Source organism: Microbacterium meiriae, assembly GCF_040685015.1.
GTDB lineage: Bacteria > Actinomycetota > Actinomycetes > Actinomycetales > Microbacteriaceae > Microbacterium > Microbacterium meiriae.
In genome coordinates this window covers 15,290-27,232 of sequence record NZ_JBFBHD010000002.1, presented here as the reverse complement: position 1 = coordinate 27,232, position 11,943 = coordinate 15,290, and the positions used below count along the sequence as shown (strand labels likewise).

The 11,943-nt window shown below is 68.1% G+C and carries 11 protein-coding genes and 1 tRNA gene; 9 read left to right on the top strand and 3 right to left on the bottom strand.

The window, feature by feature from the left end; all coding sequences use genetic code 11:
- The first annotated feature begins 924 nt into the window (after positions 1-924).
- The 4 genes from AB0N68_RS08615 (at position 925) to AB0N68_RS08600 (ending at position 5,186) form a co-directional block, all read left to right on the top strand.
- On the top strand, positions 925-1,242 hold the full coding sequence (locus tag AB0N68_RS08615) for a hypothetical protein (RefSeq protein WP_105950114.1): 318 nt from the start codon (positions 925-927) through the stop codon (positions 1,240-1,242).
- A gap of 13 nt (positions 1,243-1,255) precedes the next feature.
- The gene (locus tag AB0N68_RS08610) at positions 1,256-2,176 is read left to right on the top strand and encodes a site-specific integrase (protein WP_105950115.1); all 921 of its coding nucleotides are present in this window, start codon (positions 1,256-1,258) and stop codon (positions 2,174-2,176) included.
- A gap of 74 nt (positions 2,177-2,250) precedes the next feature.
- On the top strand, positions 2,251-3,243 hold the full coding sequence (locus AB0N68_RS08605; protein ID WP_105950116.1) for a tyrosine-type recombinase/integrase: 993 nt from the start codon (positions 2,251-2,253) through the stop codon (positions 3,241-3,243).
- Positions 3,240-5,186: a hypothetical protein gene (locus AB0N68_RS08600; RefSeq protein WP_105950117.1), complete on the top strand. Its 1,947-nt coding sequence runs from the start codon at positions 3,240-3,242 to the stop codon at positions 5,184-5,186. The genes AB0N68_RS08605 and AB0N68_RS08600 overlap by 4 nt, the downstream gene beginning before the upstream one ends.
- Before the next feature lie 243 nt (positions 5,187-5,429).
- Here the strand turns inward: AB0N68_RS08600 and AB0N68_RS08595 are convergent.
- Positions 5,430-5,506, bottom strand: a tRNA-Pro gene (locus AB0N68_RS08595).
- Between the two features lie 108 nt (positions 5,507-5,614).
- Here AB0N68_RS08595 and AB0N68_RS08590 point away from each other — a divergent pair.
- The 5 genes from AB0N68_RS08590 (at position 5,615) to AB0N68_RS08570 (ending at position 9,259) form a co-directional block, all read left to right on the top strand.
- Entirely contained in the window at positions 5,615-6,223 is a 609-nt protein-coding gene (locus AB0N68_RS08590; protein ID WP_259954761.1) for a GNAT family N-acetyltransferase, read from the top strand.
- Positions 6,220-6,675, top strand: a complete 456-nt coding sequence (locus tag AB0N68_RS08585) for a hypothetical protein (RefSeq protein ID WP_280569359.1) — start codon at positions 6,220-6,222, stop codon at positions 6,673-6,675. The genes AB0N68_RS08590 and AB0N68_RS08585 overlap by 4 nt, the downstream gene beginning before the upstream one ends.
- 62 nt (positions 6,676-6,737) lie before the next feature.
- Positions 6,738-7,406, top strand: coding sequence for a lysoplasmalogenase family protein (locus AB0N68_RS08580; protein ID WP_280569356.1), 669 nt, complete (start codon positions 6,738-6,740; stop codon positions 7,404-7,406).
- The gene (hslR, locus tag AB0N68_RS08575; protein WP_280569353.1) at positions 7,406-7,780 is read left to right on the top strand and encodes an Hsp15 family ribosome-associated heat shock protein; all 375 of its coding nucleotides are present in this window, start codon (positions 7,406-7,408) and stop codon (positions 7,778-7,780) included. Before AB0N68_RS08580 ends, hslR begins: the two co-directional genes overlap by 1 nt.
- A 39-nt stretch (positions 7,781-7,819) precedes the next feature.
- Positions 7,820-9,259, top strand: a complete 1,440-nt coding sequence (locus tag AB0N68_RS08570) for an HNH endonuclease signature motif containing protein (protein ID WP_313366652.1) — start codon at positions 7,820-7,822, stop codon at positions 9,257-9,259.
- 178 nt (positions 9,260-9,437) lie between these two features.
- Here the strand turns inward: AB0N68_RS08570 and AB0N68_RS08565 are convergent, their stop codons facing one another.
- Both AB0N68_RS08565 and der read right to left on the bottom strand, forming a co-directional pair.
- Positions 9,438-10,385 carry an NUDIX domain-containing protein gene (locus AB0N68_RS08565; protein ID WP_280569347.1) on the bottom strand — a complete coding sequence of 316 codons (948 nt, stop codon included), beginning with the start codon at positions 10,383-10,385 and terminating at the stop codon, positions 9,438-9,440.
- A gap of 62 nt (positions 10,386-10,447) precedes the next feature.
- On the bottom strand, positions 10,448-11,920 hold the full coding sequence (gene der / locus AB0N68_RS08560) for a ribosome biogenesis GTPase Der (RefSeq protein WP_232089245.1): 1,473 nt from the start codon (positions 11,918-11,920) through the stop codon (positions 10,448-10,450).
- Between the last annotated feature and the right edge of the window lie 23 nt (positions 11,921-11,943).

Sequence of the window (11,943 nt, the reverse complement as noted above, 5' to 3'; positions counted from 1 at the left end):
ATGGCCTCGCCCAGACTAGCGATTCGGGGTGCGGGGTCGCCCACGGCAATGACGCCGAGACCCGAATGATAATGCTGGCACTTGACGTTCTCGCGTCTGGTAGACAACCATCCTGCAGCCCGACCACTGCTGGATGCGATCAGGCCAGGATTGCGAAGCGTGCACGAAATTCAGCATGTGGGACCGCTCGGGTGCGGCCGGGGTTATGTTCGGCGCGCTTCTCGAATAAGTCGGAGCAACTTCTGAGTACGAGCACGTTCAAGTCGTCCGTTTCGGAGTCGCAGCAATTGACGGCCGAGCCATCGCGCGAGCACGAACTCTGCCCGATCTGCCGCGTGCAATCGAGGAAGGGTGCGATGCGCTGCGACGAATCGTTCGCATTCTTCGAACCTTTCGTTCCACGCGCGATCCAGGGGATCCCACTCGAAAGCGGGTGAGACGTCGAGTCGAGCGCGCTGGTACGCGTTCAGGCCGCCTTCGAAGCGACGCTGATACCGAGCCCACTCGCCGAGATGGCGTTCCTCGTCCATGAGGGTCGTCCTCGCGCGAGTGTTCTCGCGTGGCGCGCGACCGTGGTGTCGCCAGTGATCTTCGTAGGCATGGAGAGAACGGATCCAGGTCGCTGCGCGGCGCTGAGGTACGACTTGGTCGTCAAGAACCAACGTCACCGCCGCGGCGAACCGGTCGGCGACGGGATCGACGGGCCCCTCCGCCCGTCGTAGTTGTTCAGCTTCTTGGTGGAGTTCTGCAGGGGTCGACGCGCGCACAGGGTCCTTTCATGGGCGAGACGGCTCGCCCAATGGACCTATGCGCGGTGTGCACCCGTCGTCAGACCGCGCCGAGCACACGCGTCGCTGTCGCTGAGTCGGCGGAGTCGCCCTAGACGGCTTCGTAGGGTTGCTGACATTTAAAGGAGGCGTCATCGTGCAGATCGACGACGAGCCGCAGGTCCGGGTGCTCGACGAGATGGACGGCGTCTTCGTCGTGACCACAGATGATGGAGTCGAGTACTGCCTCGACATGAACAACCGACAGGTCACCCGCACGGTAGAAGTGCGCACAGGGGTCCGTACGGTGCTCGACCCAGAATCCGCCGCGCTGGTCGCTGTCGCGACGTGCCGAGTCGGCGTTCCGATGGTGCTCCTCATCGACCGAGACGTCCCCGGAGTGTTGTTCACTCGCCGCACGTCCGCCACGGTGTTGAGCATCAACCAGGTGTCACGAACACCACTCCCGCAGTAGGAACAGCTGGACCATGGCCGATACCAAGGTCGACGATGAGGCCGACGACGGAGCCTTCGCGCCGAAGAAGGCGGCACGGTACTGGACGACGCTGGGGCCGGTCGTGACGGCTGCGGTGAACAAGACGGCGAGTCGGACGGGTCGGGAGGCGCGTTCGCTGTATCCGGTCGCGACGGCGTTCGTGCTGTGGGCGTGGCAGACCAAAGGCCTGGAACTCGACGTCGCACAGATGTTCCGGCGTCGACTGGTCGAAGAGTACGTCCACCGAGGGATGGAATCGTTCACGCGCGGGAGCCGGGCCACGTATCGCTCCGTCCTCCTCACCATCGTCGACACCGTGACCCCACCCTCAGAGGCCCCCTTCCCTATTCCTCGGTCTGATCCCACTCCGCCATACAACTCAGCTGAGATCGCTGCCCTCCGGAGCTGGGCCGGCGCCCAGGGGTCGACTGTCCGCCGTCGTGACGCGGCCGCCCTCCTCGCGATGGGGTTCGGAGCAGGCCTCGCGACCCGTGAACTTCTGTCGGTGCGCACCGGGGACATCGACGTGCGCGGGGACGACGTTCATATCCTGGTATGGTCGGGGCGACCACGGCTCGTCCCGGTTCTCCCTGCATGGCAACCCGCACTCCGAGAAGCGATAGAAGAGCTGGGCGACGACCAGTGGGTATTCCGTATTGGACGCACGGGGGTGCGGTCGGCTCAGGTCACCGACTTTTTACATCGGGGGCACAAGACAGAGCTGGATGTTAGGCCGGCGCGGATGCGGACGACTTGGTTGCTCACCCATCTGCAGGCCCGGACACCTCCGGGGGAACTCCTTCGTATCGCAGGGCTCGAGCACCTTGCGGCGCTGGATAGGATTCGACGGTTCCTTCCGTCGCGGGCACCACTTCCGCCATCGAAGTCCGACTTCGAGCGCTCTCGGGACTAGGCCGGTGCGCTGTGCTGCGGGAAGTGCGACACGCCGTACGCACGCTTTGGCGACTGGCCGCGTACACGGTGGTCATGAACCCAAACCACCGACTCAGCGACAACCTCGACGAGACCGCAGCACTACTCGCATCCCACCCGCAGCTGCCCGAGCTGGCCGCGCCCATCATCGTCAAGTACCGGCCCAACAGCGCCGCCCTGGCTGGCGCCTGGACGGCCACACGCTCCTTCACCGTCGAGACCGCAGCCGCGATGCTGCCGCACTCGTTCGATGTGGCTCGCCGGCTGATGACGATGTCCGCGTCGTTCCACATGTGGGTGTGGGCGCGGACGGGTACAGAGCTGACGATCCGTCGGGTCTACACGCAGAGCAACATCGACCGGTTTCTCGAGACGGTCCATAAGAACCGATCCGCGGGTCACCGGTGGGGCGTATCCCGTCAGCTGGTGAAGATCGGTCGCGAGCTCGCCGACGCCGACCTCATCGCCATCACGGCACCGCACGGCAAGGTCCGCTCCCCGTTCACGACGAAGCAGATCGCGTCGATGCACAGCTGGGCGAACTCGCTCACCACCGTGAAGAAGCGCCAGAACGCTCAGGCGCTCCTCGGACTGGCCGGCGGCGCTGGACTGACCGCGGCCGAGATCGTCAACGTCCGCGTCGCCGACATCCACCGCGACGGCGACGTCGTCTTCGTCGATGTCGTCGGCAAGCGTGCCCGACGCGTACCTGTGCGACACGCCTGGGCTCGGGTGCTGCTTCGCAGCATCGACGGCCGGGCCGACGCCGACCAGCGTCTGTTTCGTGGACCGCGGATCGCCGAGTACCCGCCCCGCATCATCCAGTCCTTCCTCACTGACCACCCCGCGCCCGTCCGTCCCACCCCGGCAGCGCTTCGTGCGGCGTGGTTGCTGCACCACATCAACAACAACGTGCCGCTGCCCGTGCTCCGTGAAGTGGCCGGGTTCGAGCACTACTCGACCCTCGTTCGGTACTACGAGCACGCGAACGTGCTGGATGTCGCTGACTTCACTGCTCAGCTCGTCGGAGCGGAGGTCGCACGATGACCTCCGTCGACATCGACTACTACCGCGCCTTCGACGACAACGACGACTGCGGCATCACCGAGCGCGAGGTCCTCGGTCGCGGCCGCGACCTCCAGCAGTTCGACGACTCCACTGTGGCCTTGGCGGAAACCCGCGTCCGGCAGTCCGGCATCCTCGAGCAACTCGACCGTTGGGCCGCTGAAGATGCCAAACGCGACGGTATGGGCGGACGACCCGCGATGATCTCCTACCGCGCCCTGCTCACCGCCCTCCTTCTTCTTGCTCAGGAAGGGGCCCCGCTCCACATCCGGCGTGCCGCGTACGTTCTTCAGCACAGGCTCTCCACGAAGTCCAGCGACCTCCTCGACCTGCCCGAGACGCCCACGAGCTTTGCTACCCATGTCGCCACAACGAAGCGCTGGTACACGAACACGATTCGCGCGTTCCACCGAATGAAGACCCTGATGGACCCCTACCCGCAGGAGCTCTACACTGCCAAGACCCACACTCAGATCCAGGAGATCCTTCGCAATCACGACGCAGAGCGCGCGGAGAAGTACAAGGCGCGCCTGGACGAGTACACCCGCCTTTTTATCCGCATGACGTTCATGCTCCAGCCGCGAGAAGTGCGTCGGGCTTCGAAGCAGATGGATCTCTCCTTCGACCAGACCTACATCGGCACACCCACCACCAAGGGGTACAGCCGCAAGCATCTCGCGAGCAAGGTCAAGGCTGAAAAGGGAGCCGATTTCGGCGAGGTCTCCCCTGGCCCCGTGGACGCCTTCGCCGGGTGGCACGTCAAGAGCGGCAAAGCTGAGCGCGTCGACAACCAGAAGGGCGAGGTCGACCAGACCGCACCTGAACGCGGGAAGTCGGGAGACTACGACTGGGGATGGGTGGCGAACCTGGCCGTTCGCGTCGACGCCGAGCAGCCCAGCTCAAAGCGGTTCCCGAGTCTCGTGGTCGCCGCGTCCCTCAGCATCCCGAACATGGAGGTCGCCGAAGAAGCTGCGCACCTCCTCGAAGCCGCAGCGATGCTCGACCTCGCCCCTGGTGTCGCCGACGCTGACAAGCAGTACTGGGCCAACGCCAAGCCCTTCCGACTCCTGAAGCCGGCATTGAAAACCGGCTTCACTCCGTCCACGGACTACCGATCCGACCGCGTCGGCGTCAAGGGTGGCCAGCACGGCGCCTTGTTCGTCGAAGGCGACGCGTACTGCCCGAGCACGCCGAAGCCCCTCCTGAACGCCACTCCGGATCGTCTCGGCGACGTGATCGACGTCGCAACGCATCGAGCCCGAATCGAAGAGCGGAAGGCCTTCCAGCTGCACGTCAAAGACAAGGCGAAGACGCCTGACGGAAAAGTGATGCTGCGCTGCCCGGCCCTCGGCCCCAGTCCGACGGTCACCTGCCCACTCCGCGAGATGATGCTCAGCGCGGCTAAGAAGGCCCGCCCCGAGGTCGAGCCCGAGACCCTGGAAGAAGAGTTCCTCGACACCATCTGCAAGAAGCACTCGGCCGCGTTCGACCTCACTGAGATGCAGGCCCCGCAGCAGGCCTTCGCCTACGGCACCGAAGAGTGGGAGACCTTCCACGACCACGCCCGCAACACCGTCGAGTCCGGAAACCATCAGCTCAAGGCATCAGGCGACGCAGACATCGAAACCGCCGGTCGCCGCCGCGTCCGCGGAATCGCCGCCGCACAGATCCTCGTCACACTCCTCATCGCGGCCCACAACATCCGGAAGATCGCAGCCTTCTTCAGCGACCGAGAGATCGAACGAGCGCGCACGACTCCACGTGTCCACACCATCCGCCGCCGCGACCGCGTCTGGGCCAATCGCTACACGAAGACCACAGGCAACGGCGACCTCAGTATCCCCCGAGGCGGTCGAGCATCGTCGCTGACGAACACACCGCCCGGCCAACCGAGCGAGCTCGCGCTGACACCAATGCGCACCTGAACGGCTCCGTACACTGACGACGCCCGCCGGCGGCACGCCCGGCACGCTCCCCGCTACACCAGGACAATCGAACGCGCCCGAAAACCGGGCGCGTTCGTGTTTTCGTCCCCAGAATCGTGCGGACTCGACCATATGAACTCGAATCCGATCTCGCAGACGCAGAAAAGGGAAGGGCACCTGCTCGAAGCAGGTGCCCTTCCCTTTTCTCTAGCTGTTCTGCAATCAGTATTGCCAACAGCCCAATGGTCGGGCTGACAGGATTTGAACCTGCGACCCCTTGACCCCCAGTCAAGTGCGCTACCAAGCTGCGCCACAGCCCGTTGTTCTGCACTCTCGCGCAGGCAACTCCCCTATCTTAGCCGCACCCGCGGCCCTCTCGCGAACCGAGGCGTTGCGGGGTGTCGGAAGCTGCTTGTACCGTCGCCTGCATGTCGACGATCACGACCGCGCTGGCGACGACCGCCCGCTGGGATGACGTGCAGCACGCGCTCACCGGCGGCGGTGACGGGGCGAGCTGCCAGTGCATCTGGCCGGTGCTGCCGAACAAGGACTGGAATCAGACCACCACGCCTCAGCGCACCGAGATGTTCCGCGCCGAGATCGACGAGGGTCCCCCTCCGGGACTGGTCGCGTACGTCGACGGCGAGGCCGCGGGCTGGATCCGGATCGGACCGCGCACCCGTCAGGCCCGGATCCCCCGCACCCGCATGATCGCCGCGTCGAGCACCGAGCCGTTCGACGACGAGTCCGTGTGGGCGGTCACCTGCTTCGTCGTCCGCAGGGAGCATCGGGGCACCGGGCTCAACGCGGAGCTTCTCGACGCCGCGATCGCCTTCGCGCGGGAGTCCGGCGCCCGCCTCATCGAGGGCTATCCGGTCGATACCCGCGGCGAGAAGAAGCGCGCGAACGATCTGTACCACGGCACACTCGGGACGTTTCTCCGCGCCGGCTTCGAGGAGAAGGCGGTGATGAAGCCGGGGCGCGTGCTCGTCGCCCTGGAAATCACACCGAACGAGAGCGATAGCGTGAAGGCATGAGCGCCGCGAACTCCTCCCTCGACGATCCCGACCTCGGACCGCTCCACCGGGCGACCTCCGAGCTCGACGACGGCTCAGTCCTCACCCACGACTGGTTCGTCGGTAGCGTCGAGGTCGACGGCAGCACCTACGAGCTGATGGTCGAGGGCGCGTCACCGGACGAGGTCGCGCCGCTGCTCCCCCGGCTGCGCACAGTCGTCGCCGCGCTCCCGGGACTGCGCCGGGTCGCCTCGGACGCCGTGGTCGCGACGTTCAGCACCGGAGACCCCGCCCCCACCGAGCTCGACGAGGCGGCCGACGACCTGGAGCTCGAGACCATCGAGGCCGGAGCCGACGGCACCGTCGTCCTCCACTTCACGGACACCTGCGGCGAGCACTTCCCGGAGGGCTACTGGCCCGCCGTGCACCTCGACACCGCGGGTGCCGTGGCGACGGTCACCGTCGAGTCCTGAAGCGGGCCGGTCCGATCGACCGCCTTCGGGACGACATGCGCCTCCGGTCATACGATGGAGGGATGCAGCGCCGCGCCCTTCCTCCCGCGATCGTGTGGGCGTTCGTCCCCTACGCCGTGGTCTCCGCCTTGCACGTCGTGCTTCTGGCGCTCGGCCACGACCTCGCGGCTCCGACGAAGCTGCTGCTCATGCCTCTGCTCGCGGTGCCGGTCCTGGTGGCGGCGCGACGGATCCACCCGCCGGTGACGGTGGCCCTCCTCCTCGTTGCCCTGCTCTTCTCCTGGCTGGGTGACGGCGCGGGTGCGCTGTTCCCCGCGGCACCCGAGCTTCCGCTCATGCTGGGCTTCTTCGGTCTCGCGCACATCGCCTACATCGTCCTCTTCGCCCGCCACCTGGCGCGCCGCCGCCTGCCGTGGTGGACAGCGATCTATGCCCTCTGGTGGCTCGCGATGATCCTCCTTCTCGGCCCGCACACGGGCCCGCTCCTCATCGGGGTCGCGCTGTACGGCCTGCTCCTCGCGGGCACCGCCGCGTTCGCCGCACGATGTCACCCGCTCGTCGCGACGGGCGGCGCGTTCTTCCTGGCGAGCGACACGATCCTCGCTTTCCGACTCTTCCTCCCCGACGCCCTCCCGGCCTGGAGCAGCCCCGCCGTGATGCTGACATACACGCTCGGCCAGGGCCTGATCGTCGCGGGCGCGCTCGTCTCCCTGCAGCGGAGGGCAGCCTGATGGTCGACAGCGCGCGGGTGGACAGCTGGCTCTGGGCGGTGCGTGTCTACAAGACCCGGTCCGCGGCGACCACCGCATGCCGCGCCGGGCATGTGCGCGTCAACGGCGACAAGGCGAAGGCCGCGCAGGCGGTTCGCGTAGGCGACGAGCTCCGCATCCGCATCGCGGGATTCGACCGGATCCTGATCGTGCGGCAGGTCCTCGTCAAGCGTGTCGGCGCGCCGCTCGCCGCCCTCGCCTACGAGGACCGGACACCGGAACGGGAGCCGCAGGCGGCCCTCGGCGTTCGAGACCGCGGTGCCGGGCGACCTACGAAGCGGGAGCGTCGAGACATCGATCGCCTTCGCGGACGAAGCGATATACAACAGGACTGAACCCTTCCTTCGTTCGAACATACGTTCTAAAATCGAGGTATGACGAACCTCACGACCGCACCCCTCGACCTGGAGGAGCGGCGACGCGTGCGAGACGCCTGGGCGGAGACCCGCCGGCGCATCGCGGCGCTGGAGGCAGAGGCCGCGGAGCTGTTGGTCGCGCAGATCGCTTTCCGCGACGAAGACGTCGCGTCAGCCCCGCACCACCGTGACGCCATCCACCGCTCGATGGTCGCCGAGTTCGCCGCGGCGGGGCGCGTTTCCACCGGCACCATGGAGTTCGCGTTCGCCGACGCTCTTGCGCTGAGCACGGCGCTCCCCCGCGTGCGGCAGGCCTTCCACGAGGGAACTTTGAGCTCCGCACACGTCCGGGAGGTCGCACGGGCGAGCGCCATCGTGGACGAGGCCATCCGCAACCGCGTCGTCGCGCCGGAGACGATGGCGCTGTTCGAGACGGCGGTGCTCGTCGTCGCCGAAGCCGAGACCGCGGCGCGCACGCGGGTGCATGCCCGCCGCGTCGCCTCCGCTCTCGTCGGCGAGACCATCACGGAGCGACACCGCCGAGCGGCGGACGAGCGCTGCGTCACAGTGCGATCGGTCGACGACGGCCTCGCGGTCCTGACGGCGATCCTCCCGGAGTGGGCGGCGGTGGCGATCGCCGACCGGCTGAGTCAGCTCACCCGCACGGTGCTCCGGGCGCGCGCTGCGGTTCCCGCGCCTGATGCGGGGTCGGACGAAGCGACGCATCCCCTGGCTCCTGCGAACCACGAACTACTGACTGCTCACAGCGTCGAAACGGATCGCCCGTGCGATGACACCCGGGCGGGGACTACGATCCCGAGCGCCGACGGCGACACGTACGCCCTCGACCCCGAGGCGGAATCGGCCCCCTCAGACACCCGCACCTGGAGCCAGGTGCAGGCCGACCTTCTGACCGATCTCCTCCTGACGGCCGATCCGAGTGCCGTCGAGGGCGACGGTATCACCGGGGTGCGGGGTCGCCTGCAGGTGACCGTGGCGGCGACGACCCTCGCCGGACTCGACGACCGTCCCGGCGAACTGGACGGGCACGGTGCTCTCCACCCGGATGTCGCCCGCGCTCTGGCCGGACGAGACGGCGGATGGACGCGCTTGTTCCTCGACCCTCACGGGCAGGTCGTCGAAACGGACGCCTACAGCCCGACCGAGAGCATGCGCCGGTTGCTCCGCGCCCGCGATCAGCACTGTCGGTTCCCGGGGTGCCGCCAGCCGGTACACCGCTGCGACATCGACCACACCCGGGATCATGCGAAGGGCGGCCCGACCCGCGTCGACAACCTCGCGCACCTCTGCCGCGGACACCATGTGCTGAAACACCCCGATATCCCGGAGCCTCAGCGCTGGACGGTACGTCAGCATCCCGGCGGGGTTCTCGAATGGCGAAGTCCCCTCGGCGCCGTCCACACCGATCACGCCCCGCGTCGGGTCGCGTTCGTCTGACCTTCGCGGGTCATCACGACAGCGGGTCATTCGCGAGCGGTGACGCAGGCCACGTCAAACCAAGCCAGGCCGCGCCAAGCCCGGCCACGCCAAGCCACGCCACGTCGGACCAAGCCGTGCCAGGCCCCAGCACTGCACGAGCACCTGGGGCCGCGGAGCGAAACGCCCGCGTCTCGCGCTACGCGTCGAGAAGACGGAGGAGCCAGCCGCTCGAGCGCACCTGGGCCCCGGCAGCCTCGACGCGGGACTGCAGCTCGCGGTCACTGGTCACCGCGAGAACCGGCCGCCCGCTCGCGACCCGGCGTTCGACCTCGGCCACGATCGCGTCGTCACCGGCGCCCTCCGCGCGCACGACGTCCAGGGCCAGGCTCGCGACGCCGGCTTCCGCGGCCGCGGCATCCGCAGGTGATCCCTCGGCGGAGGCCTCCGCGATGTCGCGCGCGCGACCTTCCACGACGAGCGATACCTCCGGGAACCAGTCATCCCCCGCGAGTCCGAGGTCGTCCGCGCGCACAGAGAGGCCCGTCAGACGATCGCGCAGTCGTGCCGCGGCTCCGGCGCGATCCTTCCACCAGCCGTCCGGGACCGAGCCCACGACGTTGGCGGCGTCGACCACGACCACCGGATGCGCCGAGAGCTGAGCCCGCAGCATCGGCCACGCCGCACCGAAGCCGGGGTGCAGGGGCAGCGCGTCCACGTCCTCGACGGGTACCCACGACAGCGCCACGCTCTCCGGGTCGCTGATCACGGGGTCGAACGGCGTCCGCACATCGGCGACGACGGTGGTGTACGACCAGATGCCGAGATCGAGCACACTCGTGAAGCGGGGCCGCACCGCACCATCCGGCACTCCCGCCTCCTCCTGCGCCTCGCGCACGGCACCGACGATGGCCGCCTCACCCTCGTGCAGCGCTCCCCCGGGCAGACCCCAGGTGCCGCCGAAGTGGCTCCACGCGACGCGATGCTGCAGCAGGATGCCGCGCTCCGCATCGACGGCGAGGAGACCTGCGGCGCCGAAGCGCCCCCAGTACCGCTCGCCCGTGTCCGCGACCACCCAGGCATCGCCCGGATCGCGAGGCCCCTCGGGGCGACGCGGTTCACCGGCGGCGGGAGGTACGACAGTCACCCCCTCAGCTTTTCACAGCATCGGGGCTCCGGCGCCACCGCCGCGACATGCGCGGCAACGAGTCAGCGCTGACGCTTCTCGCGCACCCGCATGTTGATCACGATCGGAGTGCCCTCGAACGAATACAGCTCCCGCAGGCGGCGCTGGATGAACCGGCGGTAGCCCGGGTCGAGGAAACCGGTCGTGAACAGCACGAACGTCGGCGGACGGGTCGACGCCTGGGTCCCGAAGAGGATGCGCGGCTGCTTTCCACCACGCACCGGGTGCGGGTGCTCGGCGACGAGCTCGGCGAGGAACGCGTTGAACTTGCCGGTGGGGATCCGGCGATCCCAGTTCTCCAGCGCGGTCTCCAGCGCCGGGACGAGCTTGTCGAGGTGACGGCCGGTCTTCGCCGAGATGTTCACGCGGGGGGCCCACGCGACATGCGCGAGGTCCTGCTCGATCTCGCGCTCCAGGTAGCGGCGGCGGTCGGCGTTCTCCAGGTCGTCGTCGTTGAGGCGATCCCACTTGTTGAACGCCAGGACGAGCGCGCGGCCCGACTCGAGAACGAGGTCGATGATCCGCACGTCCTGCTCGCTGATCGTCTCGGAGACGTCGAGCACCACGACGGCCACTTCGGCCTTCTCCAGCGCGGCGGAGGTGCGCAGCGACGCGTAGAAGTCCGCACCCTGCGCCATGTGCACGCGGCGACGGATACCGGCCGTGTCGACCAGGCGCCACATCTTGCCGCCGAGCTCCACGACCTCGTCCACCGGATCACGGGTCGTGCCGGCGAGGTCGTTGACGACCACGCGCTCCTCCCCCGCGGCCTTGTTCAGCAGCGAGGATTTGCCGACGTTCGGGCGCCCCAGGATCGCGACACGGCGCGGGCCGCCGATCTCCTGCTTCGCGACGGCGGACACCTCGGGGAGCTTCTTCAGCACGGCATCGAGCAGGTCCGCCACACCGCGACCGTGGATCGCGGAGACCGGGTGCGGCTCCCCGAGACCCAGGTTCCACAGGGCGGCCGCTTCCGGCTCCTGACGCCCGTCGTCGATCTTGTTGGCGACGAGGAAGACCGGCTTGCCGCTCTTGCGCAACAGCTTCACGACGTGCTCGTCGGTCGAGGTGGCGCCCACCATGGCGTCCACGACGAACAGCACGACATCGGACAGGTCGATCGCGACCTCGGCCTGTGCCGCGACGGACCGATCGATGCCCCGGGCGTCGGGCTCCCAGCCGCCGGTGTCGACGACCGTGAAGCGACGATCGTTCCACTCGGCCTTGTACGTGACGCGGTCGCGGGTGACACCGGGGGTGTCCTCCACGACGGCCTCGCGACGGCCGAGGATGCGGTTCACGAGCGCGGACTTGCCGACGTTCGGCCGCCCGACGATCGCCACCACGGGCAGCGCGGGGCTGTACTGGATGCCGTCCTCGCCGAGGGTGATGCCCGCGAGGAGCTCCGCGTCCTCGTCGTCCAGCTCGTAGTCGGCGAGGCCGGCGCGCAGGGTCTCCGCGCGCTGCTCGGCCAGCTGCTCGTCGAGCTGGTCCATCTTCTCGGCGAGCTGGTCGGGAC

Excerpts from the sequence above, each read along its gene's own strand:
- AB0N68_RS08610 (WP_105950115.1), top strand. The coding sequence starts at position 1,256 with ATGGCCGATACCAAGGTCGACGATGAGGCCGACGACGGAGCCTTCGCG.
- AB0N68_RS08605 (WP_105950116.1), top strand. The coding sequence starts at position 2,251 with ATGAACCCAAACCACCGACTCAGCGACAACCTCGACGAGACCGCAGCA.
- AB0N68_RS08600 (WP_105950117.1), top strand. The coding sequence starts at position 3,240 with ATGACCTCCGTCGACATCGACTACTACCGCGCCTTCGACGACAACGAC.
- AB0N68_RS08590 (WP_259954761.1), top strand. The coding sequence starts at position 5,615 with ATGTCGACGATCACGACCGCGCTGGCGACGACCGCCCGCTGGGATGAC.
- AB0N68_RS08585 (WP_280569359.1), top strand. The coding sequence starts at position 6,220 with ATGAGCGCCGCGAACTCCTCCCTCGACGATCCCGACCTCGGACCGCTC.
- AB0N68_RS08580 (WP_280569356.1), top strand. The coding sequence starts at position 6,738 with ATGCAGCGCCGCGCCCTTCCTCCCGCGATCGTGTGGGCGTTCGTCCCC.
- hslR (WP_280569353.1), top strand. The coding sequence starts at position 7,406 with ATGGTCGACAGCGCGCGGGTGGACAGCTGGCTCTGGGCGGTGCGTGTC.
- AB0N68_RS08570 (WP_313366652.1), top strand. The coding sequence starts at position 7,820 with ATGACGAACCTCACGACCGCACCCCTCGACCTGGAGGAGCGGCGACGC.
- der (WP_232089245.1), bottom strand. The coding sequence starts at position 11,920 with ATGGACCAGCTCGACGAGCAGCTGGCCGAGCAGCGCGCGGAGACCCTG.